This is a genomic window from Capnocytophaga ochracea DSM 7271 (assembly GCF_000023285.1).
GTDB classification, from domain to species: domain Bacteria; phylum Bacteroidota; class Bacteroidia; order Flavobacteriales; family Flavobacteriaceae; genus Capnocytophaga; species Capnocytophaga ochracea.
Genome location: NC_013162.1, coordinates 1,142,863 through 1,162,830, shown reverse-complemented (window position 1 = coordinate 1,162,830; position 19,968 = coordinate 1,142,863). Strand labels below are relative to the sequence as shown.

The following is a 19,968-nucleotide window of genomic DNA, read 5'->3' as shown; positions in this document are numbered from 1 at the left end:
ATTGAGGTAAAAAGTAAAAAATGAGCTGTAAGATGGGTGGGGTTAGCTTATAGAGAGCTTATAGGAAGCTTATACGAATCTTGGACGATTGGTATAGGAAGGGTATATAAACAGTTGATTAATAACTTAATACAACAAGGCTGAAAATGTTAAAAACGGGGTTTCGAGGCGAAAGAAAGAGGAAGAGGTGATAGGCCTTAGGGCATAGGCAATAGGGGGGAGTACGACGGAAAGGAGAAGGGATAATTAGGGAATTAGCAAATTAGAAAATTAGTAAATGAGAAGGTGTGAGGTCTTAGGTCATAGGCAATAAGGAGAAAGTGTAATAGAAACCTCCCCCTAGCCCCCTTCAAAGGCGAGTCATTTATTCGGTAAGCCCCCGAACCCCCGAAGGGGGACAAGCTGGAAAAGGAAACAAACCTCCCCTTTTACACATACTCCGCTCTCGCGATACACATACCCAGCTGTCGCTGGCTACCTTCAAAGGGGTAATTAATGACGAATGACGAATGACGAATGACGAATGACGAAGGAAATGTGATGAAAATCTCTTGCTGGCTACCTTTAAAGGGGAATGTAGTGACGGAAAGGGGAAGGCAAGGTGAAGGAATGATTTTTGGTTGATAAATTTAACTGATAATTAATGTATTGGTGGGGCTAAGATGAGATTAAGAATAAAAAAACACGGAAAAAATTTGCAGTTAAAAAAAACTATTGTACTTTTGCGCCGTCAATCATTGAAACGTTCATCATTTGCGGGTGTGGTGAAATTGGTAGACACGCTAGACTTAGGATCTAGTGCTTCACGGCGTGGGGGTTCGAGTCCCTTCACCCGCACAAGAGCCTTAATTCATCAGTAGTGAATTAAGGCTTTTTTATTTTTATGGTAGGGTAAAGATAAATGAGGGGGTGGAATGTATACCGCAAAAGCAATAGAATAGATGTTGCTATTTTCTTGTAAACATCAATTTTGATTTGCTATAAAACAAACAATAACTATGCAGAAAACAACTATCATCAGTATTATTCCTCTGCTCGTATTCGTAGCATTATTTTTAGGTAGTGGGTTGTATTTCGACAACTTCTACTCGCTACCTGCTCCTATTATTGCACTTTTTTCGGTGGTAGTGGCTTTGCTTATCTACCGAGCTCCTATGAAAGAGAAAATAGGATTGTTCTTTAAAGGGGCGGGTGATAGCAATGTGCTACAAATGTGTATGATTGCACTTTTGGCTGGGGCATTTGCTTCGGTGGCTAATGCTTTGGGAAGTACGCATAGTATTGTGAATATGGGTATGTATTACATATCGCCAGAGTATTTCCCGGTAGGGATTTTTATCATTGCGTCGTTTCTTTCATTTGCTACGGGCACTTCGGTGGGTACTATTATGACGCTTTCGCCGATAGTGTTTGACCTTGCCACCCAAAGCCAGTCGAACACGGCACTCATAGGCGCATCACTGCTATCGGGGGCGATGTTTGGCGATAACCTATCTCTTATTTCGGATACGACGATTGCCGCCACGCAGTCGGTTGGATGTCAGATGAACGAAAAGATGAAGGCGAATGCTAAAATTGCGATACCAATGGCGATTTTAACGGTTATCATACTGCTGTTGATAGGAAATCCTGACGCCGAAAATCACCTTCACAATCAGTTGTATAGCGATTTTAACGCTGTGCTTATTTTGCCTTATGTGGCGGTGGTGGTAATTGCGCTTTTTGGGGTAAACGTATTTGTGTCGCTTTTCTTAGGTATTCTTATCTCGGGGATGATAGGGTTTGCGTACGGCAAGTTTCATTTCTTGCAGTTTGCTACTGATATTCACAAAGGTTTTATGGGAATGGCTGATACCTTCTTCTTATACTTTATCATAGGAGGCTTGGCGTTTTTGGTAGAGCATTTTGGCGGGATTCGGTTTTTGATGAACCTCATTACTCAGCGCATCAAGAGTGGCTCGTCGGCTCTTTTAGGGATGGGCTTTTTGGTGACAGTAGCCGATGTGTGCGTGGCGAATAACACGGTGGCTATTCTCATCGCTTCGAAAACGAGCAAAACGATTGCTGAACAGTTTAAAATACCGTTGCGCAGTGTGGCATCGGTATTGGATATCTTCTCTTGTTATGCGCAGGGGCTTATCCCGTATGGAGCGCAGGTAATTGCCCTATACAAATTTGCCGACACGATAGATTACCCCCAGCTGGTGATGTATGCTATTTACTTACATTTACTGCTGATAGGCACTTTGGGGTATATTTATGTGGGTAAAAAGTAATAAAAAAGTTGTTTTTACAGAGCATTAACAGTGATGTCTTCTACTTTATAAGTGTTTGTATTCTATTAAACTACATAAGTTTATCATAACAGACTATAAAATTATTGTAAAATAATTGCAAAAAAATTTGCAATTATCAAAATATTGTTTTAATTTTACGGCGAATTTAATTGACTTACCTAAAAGCCAATCTTTTGACTTTTCCGTAGCCAGAATACCAAACCTTATGAACGACCCACTATTGCTACCATACCTCCCTGTTATTCAGGGAAGGCATCAGCACTTTATCGATGTCCTTCATAGAGTGCAAGGGGACGCTAAGTGCCTGGCTGATGCTTGTAATTCGCACCTCTACTACGGTCTGCACCGTACTCATACAGAATGGGTGCTACGCGAGTGGGCTCCAAATGCAACGGCTATCTTTCTTCTTTGCGATAGCAACGACTGGCAAAAAAACAAACACTATTCTTTCACTAAACTAAACGACCAAGACTGGGAATTGCGTGTTCCTGCTAATATCCTCCGCCACGAAATGCTCTACAAACTACTTGTGGAATGGGAAGGAGGCAGTGGCGAACGCCTCCCCTCACATACTACTCGTGCCGTGCAGGACGACTATACCAAGGTGTTTTCTGCCCAAGTGTGGTGCCCCGAGCACCCCTACCCTTGGCAACACCCACGCCCCAAAGCTACTCCACATCCACTTATCTACGAAGCACATATAGGGATGAGTACCGAACACCAGCGCGTGAGTACTTTTATAGAGTTTCGCCTCTATGTACTGCCCCGTATCGCAGCCTTGGGCTATAACACAATCCAACTGATGGCAATACAAGAGCACCCTTACTACGGCTCTTTTGGCTATCAGGTAGCTAACTTCTTTGCGGTGAGTTCACGCTTTGGCACCCCCGAAGAACTCAAAGAACTCATCGATGCTGCGCACGGCTTGGGCATACGTGTACTGCTTGATATTGTACACTCGCATTCGGTGAGCAACGAGGCAGAAGGGCTCAGCCACTTCGACGGTACCGACTATCTTTACTTCCACCGCGGTGAGCGCGGTAAACACCCTGCTTGGGACTCCCGCTGTTTTGACTATGGTAAGCCCCAAGTACTGAATTTTTTACTTTCTAACTGTAAGTATTGGTTAGAAGAATATCGCTTCGACGGTTTCCGCTTCGACGGGGTTACTAGTATGATTTATTACGATCACGGTTTAGGCAAAGCCTTTACCGATTATAGTTTCTATTATGATGGCAATGAGGACGACGACGCTTTGGTGTATCTTACTATGGCTAACCAACTTATTCACGAGCTCTACCCCGAAGCGCTGACCATTGCCGAAGAGATGAGCGGATTGCCCGGTCTTGCTTCGCCTATTGCTGAAAAAGGCATAGGCTTCGATTACAAGCTGAGTATGGGTATTCCTGATTATTGGATTAAGCTCCTTAAAGAAGTCCCCGATGAGCAGTGGCACGTAGGCAATATCTATTACGAATTGACTAACAAACGCGCCGAAGAACGCACCATCAGTTATGCCGAAAGCCACGACCAAGCCTTGGTGGGTGATAAAACGATATTTTTCTGGCTTACTGATAAGGAAGTGTATACCGGAATGAGCGTATTCGACCACAGTCTCATCATCGACCGTGCGATGGCTTTGCACAAGATGATACGTTTGGTAACTCTTGGTACCGCAGGTGGGGGATACCTCAACTTTATGGGCAACGAATGGGGACACCCTGAGTGGATTGACTTTCCTCGCCAAGGCAACAACTGGAGTTATGCACACGCACGCAGGCTATGGAGTTTGGTAGACGACTCTAACTTAAAGTTTAAATACCTCAACGCTTTTGATAGCGCGATGATACACTTTGCTACCGATAGTAAGTTCCTAGACCGAGAACCCCATATATTGGTGCGCGACATCGAGCGACAGCTACTCATATTCGAGCGCAGTGGGTACTTATTTGTTTTCAGCTTCAACCCCACCACCTCCTACACCGATTATCAGTTTGATGTGCCAGCAGGCAAGTACACCACCATACTCAACACCGATAACCCCGCCTTTGGAGGTGATAACCGCATCGATGAAAGCGTAGAGCATTTTACGCAGTACACCGGCAAGGAGAATTTGCTGTCGTTGTATATACCCGCGAGAATTGGAATAGTATTAAAAATTGACAATTGATAATTGACAATTGACAATTGGTTGTGAGCCAGATTGTGTTAATTATTAATTGTGATTACTATTAATCATCTATTGAAAAATTATGAAAAACAATATTGTTAAAGAAAAGTCTTTTGATTTTGCTATTCGAATTGTAAAACTTACAAGAATATTACAAGAAGATAAAAGAGAATTTGTAATCAGTAAACAATTGTTGCGTTGTGCTACTTCGGTAGGTGCTTGCATAAGAGAATCAGAACACGCTGAAAGTGATAGTGATTTCATACATAAATTACAAATAGGACTCAAAGAAGCTAACGAAACTGAATATTGGTTAGATCTATTATATGCAACTCAATATCTTAATGAGAAAGAATATGAATCAATAATAGCTAACTGCAAAGAAATATTAAAACTACTCATTTCAATAATTAAAACTAAGAAAGAAAACACCAAAAAAGAAAGTTCTAATAAAAACTAATAATCACACCCTTTTGACAATTGACAATGTCAATTGTCAATTATTAATTGTTAATTGAAATATGAGTTATTTATCATTTAAAAAAGACCAACTTATTAATCTTGAATACTCTCTGGATAGAGAGTTTCTCGGTACGAACCGAGGGGGAGGCTACTGCTCCTCTACTCTCGTTTTTTGCAATACCCGTAAATACCACGGGCTACTGGTAGTGCCTATTGAAAAATTCAGAGGCAAAAACTACGTGATGCTCTCCTCCTTAGATGAAAGTATCATTCAGCACGGACGCGATTTCAATTTCGGCGTTCATAAATACGAAGGTACCTATGAACCGCGCGGGCATAAGTATATCGTAGATATTTCCTACGAAAAAGCATTTACCGTTACTTACCAAGTAGGTGGCGTATTGCTGAAAAAAGAAATCTTGATGATGCACAATGCTCCCCAAGTATTGATACGCTATACGCTACTAGAAGCCCATTCGGCTACCCTTTTGCGCCTAAACCCTCTCTTGGCTTTTCGCGATATACATTCTCTTAGCAAGCAAAACCCCGTAGCCAACACCCAAGCCGAAGCAGTAGGCGGTGGCGTGCGTGTAAAACTATACCCAGAGTTTCCTTACCTCTATATGCAACTCAGCAAATCCGCTAATTTTGGTGGTGGGGCTTATTGGAACAACAACATCTATTATACCAAGGAAAAAGAGCGTGGTTATGACTACCAAGAAGACCTCCTCAGCGTAGGAGCTTTCGAAGTGAGCCTCAAAAAAGGAGAAAGTATCGTCTTTTCAGCCAGCTTAGAGGAAGCTAATCCTAAAAACCTCGCTAAGGACTTTACCAAGTACCTCAAAGAACGCGCCGACCGCAATTCGTTTGAAGAATGCTTGCAGTACGCCGCCTCTCAGTTTATTATTCACAAGGCAGGCGAAACCCGCATCAAAGCAGGTTATCACTGGTTCGACAGCAATATGCGCGACACTTTTATTGCCTTGCCAGGTATTGCTTTATCGGGCAGTACAGCCAAGATATTTGAAGACGTGCTCACCTCTACTCAAAAATACTTCTACGAAGGGCTTTTTGCTAAGGAAATCAGTACACACAATATACACCCTGAGTATGATGCCGACACCTCTCTGTGGTTCTTCTGGACGCTTCAACAGTATGAAAAGGAAACTATTAAGAGTAAGAAACAACTTTGGAAGGAGTATGGCGATACGCTCAAAAGTATCTTAAACGCCTACAAGCAAGGCTCTCATAAGAATATTCGTATGGAAGCTAACGGACTTATATGGAGTGATGACCTTACACGTCCGCTTACGTGGTTTGATGCGCAAGGCGATTACGGCGCTATCGTGCCACGCAACGGTTATGTAGTAGAAGTGAATGCCCTCTGGTATAATGCCGTGTGTTACGCACTTGCCTTAGCAGAAGAAGCGAAAGACAAGGCTTTCTTAGGCGAGTGGTTTACGCTACCTGAAACCATCGAAAAGAGCTTTGTAGAGACTTTTTGGATAGAGGACAAGAAGTACCTTGCCGACTATGCCAACCGCACGAATAAAAACGTAGATGTACGCCCCAATCAGCTCATCGTTTGTGCTCTCGACTATGCTCCCATAAACGAGAAGACTAAGAAGAGAGTATTGGACATTGTTACCCAAGAGTTGCTCACCCCTCGCGGATTGCGCAGTTTATCTCCTCAAAGCCCCCGTTATGAAGGCGTGAGTGTAGGCAATGTATATGTGCGCGACAAAGCCACCTTCAACGGGTCAGCACACCCTTGGTTTATTGGGTTCTATATAGAGGCTTATCTGAAAATCTTTGGAGCACAGTACCTACCAGAAGCGCAAGCTATCTTAGAAAATTTTGAAGAAGAGCTCAACGAACACGGTGTATGTACTATATCGGCTATTTACGACGGCAATCCACCATTCCACTCACGCGGTTGTATTGCCAAAGCTAAGAATGTAGCTGAGATATTACGTGCTCAATGGCTACTGAGCCAAATGCCTGCAACACTTTGAGAAAGTTATTTTAATATGATAAGAAATATTTTAATATTATTGATATGTGTCTTGTGCTGTTCTTGCCTTAGTAAAGAAAGTGATTACACCAATAATGGAGTTAAAGAAGTACAAAAAGTGACACTTACAATTAGAGGAGAAATGGGAGAAGCCTTTAGTTGGCCTGAAGTGAAATTCAAATGTTTTAAAGCACTAATAGGTAATAAAGAACTTTGTTTTGGCAACAACCAAATAAAAGATATTACCCTTGAAAAAGGTTATAAATATCAGTTAAAAGTCAAGAGAATCATCTATGACTACCCTATTCAAGATGGTAATCTGCCCGATGATTATGAGTTAATCAGCATCATCTCAAAACAAAAATTAGAATAACGCTCTTCTTGCTCCCTGCGTGGGAGGGGATTGGGGAAGGAATAAATAAAAGCATATGAAGAAAGCAAGAGTATTAATGTTTGGATGGGAATTTCCCCCTCATATCAGTGGGGGATTAGGAACAGCCTGCTTGGGTATTGCCCAAGGATTGGCTAAAAACGGCGTAAAAGTGCTGTTTGTGATGCCAAAAGCCTCCGGTGATGAAGACGGCAATGTGGCTAAGATTATCAACGCTAGCGATGTAGAGATGTTGCAAAACGCTGAAAAGATTGAAGATTTCTGGAAACACATCAATTTTATGGAGATAGGTTCGAACCTCGTGCCTTACCTGGACCCCGAAACCTTTGCCCGTGAACGTGATGCTTACCTCAAAGAAGGCGAACACCGCGAGCGCATTTCGTATCATAACAAATTTCAGTTTTCGGGCAAATACGGTGCAAATCTGATGGAAGAGGTCTACCGCTACGCCTTAGTAGCGGGCACAGTTGCCCAACGCTATGAGTTCGACGTGATTCACGCCCACGACTGGCTTACCTATAGTGCGGGTATCATCGCCAAGAAGATTTCGGGCAAACCCCTTATCGTACACGTACACGCTACCGAGTACGACCGTGGGGGCGAGTATAACCGCAATACATTGGTCTACGATATCGAAAAACGCGGTATGGAAGCTGCCGATAGGGTAGTAACCGTGAGCAACTGGACGCGCAATATCGTCATTGAAAAATACGGTATCCCTGCCGAGAAGGTGATTACTGTGCACAATGCAGTAGACTTTAAAGCCGAAACTGATGCCAAAGAAGAACGCGGTATTAAGGATAAAATCGTTACTTTCTTAGGGCGTATCACCTTGCAAAAAGGTCCTGAATATTTCGTCGAGGCAGCTGCAAAAGTGATGAAACGTATGCCTAACGTACGCTTTGTAATGGCAGGTAGTGGCGAGAAGATGAACCCCTTAGTGCGCCGTGTTGCACAATTGGGATTAGGAACCCGCTTCCACTTCACAGGTTTTCTCAGGGGCAACGACGTACAGCGTATGTTCCAATACAGCGATGTGTATGTGATGCCCTCAGTATCCGAGCCTTTTGGGATTTCTCCTTTGGAAGCAATGCGCTCAGGAGTACCTACTATCATCTCCAAACAATCGGGAGTGGCTGAGGTACTCCACCACGCTATCAAAGTAGACTATTGGGATATCAACGCCCTTGCCGATGCTATTTATGGTATTTTGGCTTACCCCACCCTCGCTCACTATATGCAACGTGAAGGGTACGACGAGGTAAACCAACTGAAATGGGAAAAAGCTTCCTTGAAACTCAAAAACATTTACGAATCTTTAATATAAAATAACCAACGATGAAAAAGTCAATTTGTATCTATTTCCAAATCCATCACCCCGAACGTCTTAGAAAGTATCAATTCTTCGACATCGGCAAGAAACATAATTACTTCGATAATTACGCCAATCGCTCTGAGCTTGAAGATTTGGCTGAGCATTGCTATCTACCTGCTAACACCTTGCTCTTGGAGCTTATCAATAAATACAAAGGCAAGTTCAAAGTAGCTTTTTCCATCACAGGAAGTGCTATCGACCAGCTCGAAATGCATACTCCTGAGGTGATACGCTCTTTCCAAGAACTCGCCCAAACCGGTAGTGTAGAGTTTTTGGCAGAAACTTATTCCCACTCTTTGGCTTCGCTTTCCGATGATACCGATGAGTTCGAACAACAAGTAAAACGACATACTACGGCTATCAAACAGCTCTTTGGCAAGAAGCCTGTAACTTTTCGCAACACCTCTCTTATCTATTCCGATACCATAGGCGAACGCGTCGCAAAACTCGGTTTCAAGACGATGCTCACCGATGGAGCTAAACACGTATTGGGTTGGAAGAGTCCAAACTTTGTCTACAAAAACGCTATCGACAAAAACCTCAACCTTTTGCTCAAAAACAGCAAACTCAGCGATGATATCGCCATACGCTTTTCCGATAGAAATTGGAGTGAATACCCACTCACTTCCGAAAAGTATATCAGTTGGGTGAAAAACAGCTTGCAAGATAGTGAGGTGCTCAACCTCTTTATGAACTACGAGGTAATAGGCTATTACAACAACGCCCAAAGCGGTATTTTCGACTTCTTGCGCTATTTCATCACCTATATGATGGAAGACGATAACTATGAGTTCCTATTGCCTAAGGAAGTAGCCAAAAAGCACCCTGCTAAAGATGTATTGCCTGTGCCCTACCCTATTTCGTGGACAGACGAAGAGCGCGATACCACCTCTTGGTTGGGTAACGAGTTGCAAAAAGAAGCCTTCCGAGAGCTCTTTAAGATACAACCAGAAGTAAGAAAGAAAAAGAACGCCGACCTCATAGACGATTATACTCGTCTGCAAGCCAGTGAGCACTTCTATTTTATGCGTACTAAGCTTTTTTCGGGGGCGGACTATCACAAGTATCGTTTGCCTTATGACTCGCCCTACGAAGCCTTCATCAACTATATGAACGTGCTCAGCGATTTCATCGAAAGATGCAAACCACACGAGCAAGAAGAGGTGCAAAGCACACAAGTAACAAAGAAAAAGAACCAAACAAGGAAAAAGTGAAAAGTCTCTTTTCAGTCCCCTTCTCCCCCTATTTAAGAGAAGTCAGCCAGCTGGCGTAGCTGAGTATGCGAAAGGGGGAGAGGTTATCCTCTTTTGAGAAACGCTATCCCTTGAAACCTATGCCCTATGGCGTGTTTCCTAAGGAGTAAAAGAAAGTTTAATAATAATTAAAAGCAGACAAGATGAAAAATGTAAAAACAAGGAAAGACAATTTCTTTGAAGAGATTGTCGTTGAAGAACTGAAAGAACTGTCTGGAACCAACAAAGTTGCCGAGACGAACCCCGACGAGATGCCCACAGGACATCTAAGTAGCGAAGAGTTTCTCTACACCACTCCTTTTAACGAGAAAAACTCACAGCTCGCCAAGAATACCGACAACGACTTAGTAGAAAACATTATTTACACTCCTTAAATAAAAAGCCCCTCGCGTGAGCGAGGGGCTTTTTTGCTCTTTCTCAAATTTGCTATTTTGCTATTTTGTACTACCTTTGCAAAAAAAGAAGAATACAATGCGTTTTTTGAGTTATATCATAGCCTTTTTCACTCACCCCATCTGGTTCCCTATCTACGGAGCTATGGTGGTGCTTTTTAATATCCCTTTCCCTCTCCCGGTAGAGCAAATGAAGTTTACGTGGCTATTATTACTGATAGTTACCATTGCTATCCCTACACTCATCTACCTCATCTTGTTTGTAGTAGGCTGGTTGCAGAACCCTTTTATCATTCCATTAGAAAAACAAAAATGGCTTTTGTACGGCTATATAGCAATGCTCTTAGGGGTAGCTTTCGGCATCACCCCTATCGACCCCTATCCTATCCTCTACTTCTATGTGATGAACTTAGCCATCAGCTGTTTTATAATTCTTTTTTTACATTTTCTGCGATTGCAAGTCAATATGTTTGCTATGGGAATGGGGGCGCTTACTACTTTCTCAGTATTGCTCAGTATTGCCGTAGAAAAAGATATGACCTACATAGTAGCCTTTTTCTTATTCCTCAGCGGAGCCTGTATTTCAGCACAAGCTTACCTCAACCAGAAGTCCTTATGGCTAATGTTTTTAAGTTGGCTCATTGGGGTTATACCACAGCTCTCGCTACTGTTATTGTTCAGAAATCTAATTTTCGCAATGTAGCAAATTAGCCATTCAAGCCCTTAAACAAATTATTCCTATTATTCATTGCCTACCAATTACCTAAGTAGCGCCATTTGCCCCCTTAATAATTTACATATTATTTAGGGATTTCCTCCCCACACCACCCCATTTTCTCATTTCCCAATTTGCTAATTCTTTAATTATCCCTTCTCCTTTCCGTCACCACACTCCCCCTTTACTGTCGCCACATTCCCCCTTTGAAGGGGGCTAGGGGGATGTTTCACCACATTACCTTCTCTTTTCCATCCCTACATTTCCGCCTCTCCTTGGGAGAGGGACGGGGTGAGGATTTTCTTTCTTTCGCCTCGAAACCCCGATTTTAACATTTTTCGTGTCACTATATTATACTATGAGTCAATCACTTATATACCCTTCCTATACCAATCGTCCAAGATTCGTATAAGCTTCCTATAAGCTCTCTATAAGCTAACCCCACCCATCTTACACCCTTTTTTCACCAAAACTCCTCTCAGCTATCTTCCGAACTTTTCCGTTTCCTTCCGAAACCTCCAATCCCTCCTCTAAACTGTCCGATTCGTCTGAAAAGTCCGCCCCGCCTATTCCCCTTGGTGGTATTATTGGCATTTCTGGTATTATTAGCTTTTACCCCATTTTCTCATTTTCTAATTTGCTAATTTTCCTTTCCCGTCGCTTCTCCCCCTATTGCCTGTGGCCTATGGCCTATGGCCTTATTGCTAATCTAACAATATTTTTTACCAAAAAAGTGATTTTGGAACGATTTTAGCTGTATCTTTTCCTATAAAGAAATAATCAGTTATTTTTATGAAACGCTTTTTATTTGCAAGCATCGCCTGCTCCTTGCTCCTATTGGGTTGTAACAATAGCAACAATAAAAACGGAGAAACTTACCTCCCCTCTTCAGTAGGGCAAATCAACACCCTCGCCGTGGTCATCGATAACGACCTCTGGGAAGGCGCCGTAGGCGATACCATTCGCCGTTACTTCGCCGCCCCTATCGATGGGCTACCTACCGAAGAACCCATCTTTTCGTTACATCAAGTGCCCCCACAAGTATTTGAAGGCAACACCCGTAATAGTCGCAATGTGCTCATTGTGCATCGCGGTAATAAAAACGAAGCAACTATTAGCGACGATGTATACGCCAAACCACAAGTGGTATGCGAAGTACAAGGCAAACAAGTGCGCGATATAGCCTGCAAAGTCGAAGAATTTCACAACCAATTTATCCTTGCCTTCAAGAACAACGACCTCAAAGAAACACGCCATCGCTTCGAAAAAGCACTCAGTACCGATAAACAAGTAGAACAAACCTTAGGCTTCAAATTCGTGATGCCCGCCGTGTACGAAGTGAGAAAATACGGCGACAATTTCTTCTGGATAGAACGCCCTATCAAAGGCGGTAGAGCAAGTATTATCCTCTACGAAATGCCTTTGGGAAGTATCCCTGCCGATGAAGAAGGGCGGGCTAAAACCATCGTAAAGATGCGCGATTCCATAGGCAAAAAATATATTCCAGGCCCCAAAGAAGGTATGTATATGGTTACCGAAACCTATTTAGCTCCCAGCATCAGCGAAACGAAGATAAAAGGACGAAAAACCATTGAAAGCAAAGGCTTGTGGGAAGTAAAAGATTTCGCCCTTGGAGGCCCTTATATCAATTATATTATTGAAGACAAAGCTCATAACCGCCTGGTAGTAGCCGAAGGTTTTTTATATGCACCAGGCGTTGCCAAACGCGATATGCTCTTCGAACTCGAAGCCATTATCAAGTCGATAGAATTTAGTCGTTAGAAAAAGATTGTCAATTCAAAAAAGTTTTGTAATTTTGCACTATTATATTTCTTTGTTCAGAATTGTCCGACAAGTTTGACAATTCCGACATACCTAATCACTAATAACTAACAACTAAAATCTAATAACTATGCTAAGTATATTTTTAGGGGTAGTAGGTCCCTGGCAAGTAGTCATCATTGTAGCTCTTATATTGTTGCTCTTTGGAGGCAAGAAAATTCCCGAATTAATGCGCGGTCTCGGCACAGGTATTCGCGAGTTCAAAGAGGCTACCAAAGAGAATAACGATACCGACAAGAAAAAAGAAAATACCGAGAAATTAGAAAATTAGCAACGTTGTCGCTTTTGCGCCCCTTTGCACACTCTTCTAACTCCTAAAATTCACAAATTGACAAATTGGCTCATCAACAAACTAACTTCTTGGTATAAAGTTGCGCAAAGGTCTTTGCCTTGGCGTGGCACCGCTAATCCCTATAAGGTGTGGCTCTCCGAAGTGATTTTACAGCAAACGCGCGTAGTGCAAGGTCTGCCTTACTACCAGCGTTTTATCAGTCGGTACCCTACCGTCACCGATTTAGCCAATGCCCCCGAAGAAGAAGTACTCAAACTATGGCAGGGCTTAGGCTATTACTCACGCGCTAAGAATCTACACCACACAGCGCAATATATCGCTACTGAATTGGGAGGTGTCTTCCCCAAAACCTATAAAGAACTTGTAAAACTCAAAGGTATAGGCGATTATACCGCAAGTGCCATTGCTTCCTTTTGTTATAACGAACCTTGTGCCGTAGTCGATGGTAATGTATACCGTGTGCTCTCTCGTCTTTTTGGTATTGCAACACCTATTAACAGTCCACAAGGTGCCAAAGAGTTCAAAGCATTAGCTTACGAATGTTTAGACAAGCACAACCCCGGCACTTATAACCAAGCCCTAATGGAGTTCGGTGCCTTGCAGTGCACTCCCCAGAGTCCCGATTGTGCAAATTGTGTATTACGTGACCACTGTTGGGCTTTTCATCATCAGCAGGTGGACGTCCTACCCGTAAAAATCAAGAAAATCACTATTAAAAAACGCTATTTCAACTATCTCGTATGGCTCAATCCTTACGGACAAACCCTTTTGCAAAAGCGCAAAGGCAAAGATATCTGGCACGGACTCTATGAGTTTCCTCTACTCGAAACCCACGCTCCTGCTACTACCGAAGAAATAGCCTCTATCTTACCCTCTGCTACCGTGAGTTTGTACAACGAAATGCCTGTAATCCACAAACTCACTCACCAGCATATTTATACTTCTTTTTGGATAGTTACCACCACCGAACTCCTTGATAATAGCATACTTATCACTGACATACACAGCTATCCCGTATCAGCTCTCACTGCAAATTTCATTACCAAATTTTGGTAGTTTTAAAATTTTGTCGTACTTTTGGAGAATATTTAGATTATCAACTTTATATTTATATATCAATGAACGGAACTTTAAATAAAGTTATTCTCATAGGTCGTATGGGAGATGTTGTGAAGCTTACCTATTTCAGCGAAGGTAACTGCATTGGTCAGTTCCCCTTAGCCACTGATGATGAGTATACCAATCGCGCTACCAACGAGCGCATTAGCAGTACCGAATGGCATACTGTTATCGTACGCAACAAGCTGGCAGAACTCGTAGAGAAATACACTCACAAAGGCGACCTTATCTATGTCGAAGGGCGCATCAAAACACGTAAATGGCAAACGGAAGACGGCGTGATGCGCCAAACAACTGAAATCCACGCTTCCGATGTAACTTTCCTACCAAATCCTAAACGTGATGGGCAACCTAAACCAGCTCTTAAAACAGCTGAACCTAAGGCTCCTGAACCGCCCGTAAGCACCGAGCCTCCTTTCTAAATGTGTAACGAAATAATAATATTTTGGAAACAGAACCTTTGTCGGTACTCTCATTAATGCCTTTTTTAAGCATTGACGTGGGTATCGTTATTCAATTTGCAGTGTTTATACTATTATTATTCTGCTCTGCTCTTATCTCAGGAGCTGAGGTAGCTCTCTTTTCGCTTACTCCTGCTGAGATTGAAACACTCAAAGAAGAAAAAACGCCTACCGGCAATATTATAGCCAAGCTCACAGAGAATCCTAAAAAGCTATTGGCAACGGTACTTATTGCCAATAACTTGGTAAACATCTCTATCGTACTCCTCTTTGTAGATTTAGGCGACTTCCTCTTCGGGGGAATTACAACTCCTTGGGTACGGGCAGTACTCGATGTGGGTGTGGTTACCTTTGTGCTTTTGCTCTGCGGTGAAATCCTACCTAAAATCTACGCCAATCGCAACAATATTTTGTTTTCACAGCGCGTAGCTTACTTCATTTATATCCTCGACTCCTTCTTTACGCCCATCAGTATGCCGATGAAAAACTTTACCGTATGGATACAAAAAAAATTGGGCAAGCAGAAAAGCAATATTTCAGTAGGACAACTCTCGCAAGCCTTAGAACTCGCCTCCGAAGAAGATACCACCAACGAGGAAAAGAAGATATTAGAGGGTATTGTTTCTTTTGGCAATACCGAAACCCGCGAAGTAATGGTACCCCGTGTAGATATCTTTGCTCTCAGCGAAGAGCTCTCATATCAGGAGTTGCTAAACGAAATCGTGGCGATAGGCTATTCGCGCATTCCCGTATACCACGAGAATTTAGACCATATTACAGGGGTAATTTACATCAAAGACCTCTTGCCACATTTAGACAAAACTGATTTCGACTGGAATAGTGTGAAACGCAATGCTTTCTTCGTTCCCGAAAACAAGAAATTAGACGATTTGTTGAGCGAGTTTCAAGAGAAGAAGATACACCTCGCTGTTGTAGTAGATGAGTACGGTGGTACTTGTGGAGTGATTACCTTAGAGGATATCATAGAAGAGATTGTGGGAAATATCAACGATGAGTTTGACGATGAAGATGTAACACACTTCAAAATCAATGATAATGTCTTTATTTTTGAAGGAAAAACGGTATTGAAGGACTTCTATCGCATTCTTGAATTTACTGATGAAGAAGAGGCTCTATTTGACGAGAATCGCGGTGATGCCGAAACGCTTGCAGGCTTTCTCTTAGAGATTTCGGGCAACTTTCCTCAGAAAGGAACTCCTATTCTCTTTGGCAACTATAAATTCATTGTAGAAGCTTTTGACAAGAAACGTATCAAGCAAATCAAAATCATTAGAACGAATAATCCCCAATAAATACATATGAAATATTCTAAAATAATTGACACTATATATCAATCTGTTTTATCTGCTGATAATTTAGGTAAAGTTCCTACTTATATCCCAGAATTGGCACAAGTGAACCCCGATAAGTTTGGGGTATATTTTTATAGCCTGAACAAACAATCGTATGGAATTGGTGATTGCGATGAAAAGTTTTCAGCACAGAGTATTTCTAAGGTATTAGCGCTTTCGTTAGCGTATAGTATTATAGGCGACCAACTATGGCGACGTGTAGATGTAGAACCTTCGGGCACTTCATTCAATTCATTAATACAGTTAGAAGCCGATAACGGTATTCCACGTAACCCTCTTATCAATTCAGGGGCTATTGTAGTTTGTGATATTCTCCTTTCTATCTTGGAAGATGCTCAAGCCGATTTCTTAACTTTTGTAAGAGAATTAGCTAATGATGATAGTATTAATTACTCTATATTAGTAGCCGAGTCGGAGAAATCAGTAGGATATCGCAATTTTGCCTTATGTTATTATATCAAATCATTAGGGAACATAGAGAATGACCCTATTGAGGTACTCAATTTCTACTTCAAGCTCTGTTCATTAGAGCTTACTTGCAAATCGATGGCATATATCTTCTCGTTTCTTGCCAACGATGGTATCCGTATGCACGATAGAGTTCAAATCCTTACTGAAACTTGTACTAAACGGGTAAACGCTTTGATGCAAACGTGCGGTTTCTATGATGAGTCGGGAGAGTTTGCTTTTAAGGTGGGACTACCAGGTAAAAGCGGTGTAGGAGGTGGTATTGTAGCTCTTTTGCCTAATCAATATAGCATTGCAGTATGGAGTCCGAAACTTAATAACAAAGGGAATTCGTATAGAGGAATGAAGTTCTTAGAAGAGTTTACCGCACAAACACATACTTCTATTTTTTAGTAATAAAATATATGTCAAAGAATTATTTCAGTACCTTTATCAAATACTTTTTTCAAGGGATACTTATCATAGGTCCGCTGAGTGCTACTATCTGGATTATCTGGTCGATATTCAAGAGTGTAGATAACCTTGTGCCTGATATTTCAAAGGCTTACCCAGGGTTAGTTTTTGCTTTGGTTTTACTTGGTACTGCTATTATTGGTTTTATTGGTAGTCGACTGATTTTAGGGAAACTGTTCGTGGGACTATTAGATTATTTAGTAGCTCATATTCCCGGTGTAAAGATTATTTATTCTTCTATTAAAGATATTTTAGCTTCTTTTGTAGGTGACAAACGCAAGCTTACTAATCCGGTATGGGTAAAAGTGAATGAAACGCCCGAAATATGGCGCATTGGGTTCCTTACCCAACCTTCTATGGATTTTGCTGAACTCAGCGAAATGGTAAGTGTTTATCTTCCGCATTCGTATGCTATTTCTGGTTGGGTGATTGTTACTTCCAAAGATAACATAAAGCCTGCCGAAGGTTTCTCTTCCCAAAAAGCAATGGAGTTTGCCCTTAGTGGCGGAATCCTTTCTAATACCAGTAATGCCAATAATGCCAATAATGCCAGTAATACTAGTAATAAATAGTGATTTTATATAGTAGTTTATTGTTTATTTAGGCTATTAGCTTTTGCTTTAATATTGTTTTTAGCTGTTTTTATACTGCTTGATATTATTTTAGCTACTTCTATAGCATCTTCTTTGATACTTTCAAATTCATTAGCTGTAATATAATTTGTCTTACATAAAAGTTCTAACCAATAGAGCGTCTCATTTATTTCTTTTTGTGATATAGCTATTTTATGTACAAAGTCAGCAGCACTTTCAGAATGTTCGGCTTCACATATCATTGCCCCTACAGAAGTACCACTGCGCAATATTTGCTTAGAAAGCACAAATTCTTTCTTACTTTCGTATAAATATTTATAAAGATTTACTATTCTAATAGCAAAATCAAGACTTTTTGTTTTCAAAATATTTTCTTTCATACTCTAATTTTAATCTTCTAATTATTGGTTTTACTGGTATTATTGGCATTACTGGAATTAATTACATTTTTCTTCTTCGCAGTGGCAATTATCGGTGTCTATTTCAAAAGTGCTGTGGGTAATCCCTTCGTGTGAGAGTTTGTGCTTTAACTCGGCTTTAATATTCATAAATTCTTTAAGCGTAATACACTCTTTCAGTACAATATGAGCCGTAAGAGCGTTCTGTAAGCTACTGAGCGCCCAAATATGCAAGTGATGTACACTCTCTATCATTGGGTGCTCTTCTATAAGATGCTGTATATGCTCCTTATCGATGTCGTGAGGCACTCCATCTAAAATGAGTTTTACACTTTCTTTGAGCAATCCCCAAGTGGAGAACAGAATCACAATACCTACCATAAAACTACTGATAGGGTCGGCTAAGTTCCAACCGGTAAAATATACAATTGCCCCTGAGATAATTACCCCTACCGATACCAAAGCATCGAGCATTAGGTGCAGAAAAGCCCCTTTGACATTGATATCTGTCTTCTGTCCTTTGTAGAATAGGAATGCTGAAACGGCATTGATTATTACTCCTATAAAAGCTGTAAGCATAATTGCTGAACCTACCATTTCGGGTGGATTAGCAAGACGCTCGAAGGCTTCGATAAAGATTTTTATCACAATATACATCAGTAGTACCGCATTGATGAGCGATGCGAGAATAGATGCTTTTTTGTAGCCATAGGTATAGAGCTGAGTAGCGGTGCGATGGGTGAGTTTCATACCGATAAGTGAAATCACTAAACTGGCAACATCGCTTAGATTATGACTTGCATCGGAGATAAGTGCTAAGGAATCGACGCGAAAGCCTACTGCAAACTCAATAATTGTGTAGAGTAAATTCAACCCAATGCCTACGTAGAAGGCACGATTGAGAGTACTGAGGTCAGTTACGGTGTGATGATGGTGGTCGTGACCGTGGTGATGATGGTCGTGTTGGTGGTGTGAATGTTCCATAATAATATTTTTCTATTAAAAATAAAAGGTAAAAGGTAAAATCAGTAATGACTCACAGCTGGGTGGTGTGTGAGTAAAGGGTAACAAGCGATGCAAAGATACAAATTATTTTGTAATAAGGGTGATTTTAAGGTAAAAGATAAAAGGTAAAGCCAGTTTTACTGGCTTTACCTTTCTTGTTGTTACTCGCTTTAAAGAATAAATTCCTTAGTGGTAACATTGGCAGGACGGTCGGTGGCTGTTACTATTACCTTATCGCCGGTAAGAGAAGCGTTTACCACAGTGGTGGTATACACCCACTTACCTTCTTGGAAGGTAGCATTCCCCTCTTCTACAAGTGTAGCATCGTGGTCGGTGATTTTCACTTTCACGCCTGTTACTTTAAAAGTGTCGGATACTTGTACGACAATCTTTTCTCCGGTAACGGAACCTGTATAGTTTGAGGTATCTACCGCGTCAATCACAGGAGCTTTAAGATAATCGGCAATTGCCATATTATAGGGGGTGGTACCTGGACGCTTTTTAGCTTCCTCGGCATAGCTTTGCTTAAGTGCACTATTTTGCAAAGCGCTTTTAGCATAGAAAGCTGCTCGAGCAAACCTTTGCTGATGTAGCTGTTGTGCTTGGCTTACTTTCTGAGAGCGAACGGGGGCTTTCCCTACGATGGTTTGTCCTGCGCGTTGGCGGAATACGATTTGGCGAGCTAACATACCGCTCAATCCTTCGGTTACTACATTATTTCTACTTTTTGCCATAATAATTGATTTTTTAGATAAGAGGTCAAGAACTAAAAGATAGAAGGCGTCGACTTTATATTTACCTTTTGTCTTTCGGCTTTTCTCCTTATCAAGTTTTTACGGTGCAAAATTCTGGCGATAATTTTTTATGGGCAAATTCTTATTCAAGGGTTGTAGGA

At 41.5% G+C, this 19,968-nt stretch carries 20 protein-coding genes and 1 tRNA gene; 18 read left to right on the top strand and 3 right to left on the bottom strand.

Features of this window, described 5'->3' with window-relative positions:
- Positions 1 to 362: 362 nt before the first annotated feature.
- From COCH_RS12430 to COCH_RS04905, 18 genes are all read left to right on the top strand, one after another.
- Positions 363 to 506 (top strand): phosphinothricin acetyltransferase, encoded by a 144-nt coding sequence (locus tag COCH_RS12430; RefSeq protein WP_081433014.1) that lies wholly within the window; start codon positions 363 to 365, stop codon positions 504 to 506.
- Positions 507 to 755: 249 nt separating this feature from the next.
- Positions 756 to 837: transfer RNA gene (locus COCH_RS04985), tRNA-Leu, on the top strand.
- 161 nt (positions 838 to 998) lie between these two features.
- Complete coding sequence (locus COCH_RS04980; protein ID WP_015782210.1) at positions 999 to 2,276, top strand: Na+/H+ antiporter NhaC family protein; 1,278 nt, start codon at positions 999 to 1,001, stop codon at positions 2,274 to 2,276.
- Between the two features lie 226 nt (positions 2,277 to 2,502).
- Entirely contained in the window at positions 2,503 to 4,467 is a 1,965-nt protein-coding gene (locus COCH_RS04975) for an alpha-amylase family glycosyl hydrolase (protein ID WP_015782209.1), read from the top strand.
- Between the two features lie 82 nt (positions 4,468 to 4,549).
- Positions 4,550 to 4,927, top strand: coding sequence for a four helix bundle protein (locus COCH_RS04970; protein ID WP_015782208.1), 378 nt, complete (start codon positions 4,550 to 4,552; stop codon positions 4,925 to 4,927).
- A gap of 61 nt (positions 4,928 to 4,988) precedes the next feature.
- Entirely contained in the window at positions 4,989 to 6,944 is a 1,956-nt protein-coding gene (locus COCH_RS04965; RefSeq protein WP_015782207.1) for a glycogen debranching enzyme N-terminal domain-containing protein, read from the top strand.
- Between the two features lie 15 nt (positions 6,945 to 6,959).
- Positions 6,960 to 7,316 (top strand): DUF4377 domain-containing protein, encoded by a 357-nt coding sequence (locus COCH_RS04960; protein ID WP_015782206.1) that lies wholly within the window; start codon positions 6,960 to 6,962, stop codon positions 7,314 to 7,316.
- Between the two features lie 55 nt (positions 7,317 to 7,371).
- Positions 7,372 to 8,661, top strand: a complete 1,290-nt coding sequence (locus tag COCH_RS04955) for a glycosyltransferase family 4 protein (RefSeq protein ID WP_015782205.1) — start codon at positions 7,372 to 7,374, stop codon at positions 8,659 to 8,661.
- A gap of 11 nt (positions 8,662 to 8,672) precedes the next feature.
- Positions 8,673 to 9,923 carry a glycoside hydrolase family 57 protein gene (locus tag COCH_RS04950; protein WP_015782204.1) on the top strand — a complete coding sequence of 417 codons (1,251 nt, stop codon included), beginning with the start codon at positions 8,673 to 8,675 and terminating at the stop codon, positions 9,921 to 9,923.
- Between the two features lie 182 nt (positions 9,924 to 10,105).
- Complete coding sequence (locus tag COCH_RS04945; protein WP_009421486.1) at positions 10,106 to 10,336, top strand: hypothetical protein; 231 nt, start codon at positions 10,106 to 10,108, stop codon at positions 10,334 to 10,336.
- A gap of 97 nt (positions 10,337 to 10,433) precedes the next feature.
- Positions 10,434 to 11,057 (top strand): hypothetical protein, encoded by a 624-nt coding sequence (locus tag COCH_RS04940; RefSeq protein WP_015782203.1) that lies wholly within the window; start codon positions 10,434 to 10,436, stop codon positions 11,055 to 11,057.
- Between the two features lie 804 nt (positions 11,058 to 11,861).
- A complete protein-coding gene (locus COCH_RS04935) occupies positions 11,862 to 12,851 on the top strand; it encodes a DUF4837 family protein (RefSeq protein ID WP_015782202.1) in 990 nt (329 codons plus the stop codon).
- Positions 12,852 to 12,981: 130 nt separating this feature from the next.
- On the top strand, positions 12,982 to 13,182 hold the full coding sequence (gene tatA, locus COCH_RS04930) for a twin-arginine translocase TatA/TatE family subunit (protein WP_015782201.1): 201 nt from the start codon (positions 12,982 to 12,984) through the stop codon (positions 13,180 to 13,182).
- Positions 13,183 to 13,239: 57 nt separating this feature from the next.
- Positions 13,240 to 14,259 carry an A/G-specific adenine glycosylase gene (gene mutY / locus COCH_RS04925; RefSeq protein WP_041546703.1) on the top strand — a complete coding sequence of 340 codons (1,020 nt, stop codon included), beginning with the start codon at positions 13,240 to 13,242 and terminating at the stop codon, positions 14,257 to 14,259.
- Between the two features lie 62 nt (positions 14,260 to 14,321).
- Positions 14,322 to 14,744, top strand: a complete 423-nt coding sequence (locus tag COCH_RS04920) for a single-stranded DNA-binding protein (protein ID WP_002674608.1) — start codon at positions 14,322 to 14,324, stop codon at positions 14,742 to 14,744.
- A gap of 56 nt (positions 14,745 to 14,800) precedes the next feature.
- Entirely contained in the window at positions 14,801 to 16,096 is a 1,296-nt protein-coding gene (gene gldE, locus COCH_RS04915) for a gliding motility-associated protein GldE (RefSeq protein WP_015782199.1), read from the top strand.
- A 6-nt stretch (positions 16,097 to 16,102) separates the two neighbouring features.
- Entirely contained in the window at positions 16,103 to 17,017 is a 915-nt protein-coding gene (locus COCH_RS04910; protein WP_015782198.1) for a glutaminase, read from the top strand.
- An 11-nt stretch (positions 17,018 to 17,028) separates the two neighbouring features.
- Positions 17,029 to 17,649 (top strand): DUF502 domain-containing protein, encoded by a 621-nt coding sequence (locus tag COCH_RS04905; protein WP_015782197.1) that lies wholly within the window; start codon positions 17,029 to 17,031, stop codon positions 17,647 to 17,649.
- 17 nt (positions 17,650 to 17,666) lie between these two features.
- Here COCH_RS04905 and COCH_RS04900 read toward each other — a convergent pair whose 3' ends face one another.
- The 3 genes from COCH_RS04900 to COCH_RS04890 all read right to left on the bottom strand — a co-directional run bounded on the left by COCH_RS04900 (position 17,667) and on the right by COCH_RS04890 (position 19,807).
- Positions 17,667 to 18,050: a four helix bundle protein gene (locus COCH_RS04900; protein ID WP_015782196.1), complete on the bottom strand. Its 384-nt coding sequence runs from the start codon at positions 18,048 to 18,050 to the stop codon at positions 17,667 to 17,669.
- A 57-nt stretch (positions 18,051 to 18,107) separates the two neighbouring features.
- Positions 18,108 to 19,052, bottom strand: coding sequence for a cation diffusion facilitator family transporter (locus COCH_RS04895; RefSeq protein ID WP_015782195.1), 945 nt, complete (start codon positions 19,050 to 19,052; stop codon positions 18,108 to 18,110).
- 191 nt (positions 19,053 to 19,243) lie between these two features.
- Positions 19,244 to 19,807, bottom strand: a complete 564-nt coding sequence (locus COCH_RS04890) for a hypothetical protein (protein WP_015782194.1) — start codon at positions 19,805 to 19,807, stop codon at positions 19,244 to 19,246.
- Positions 19,808 to 19,968 lie beyond the last annotated feature (161 nt).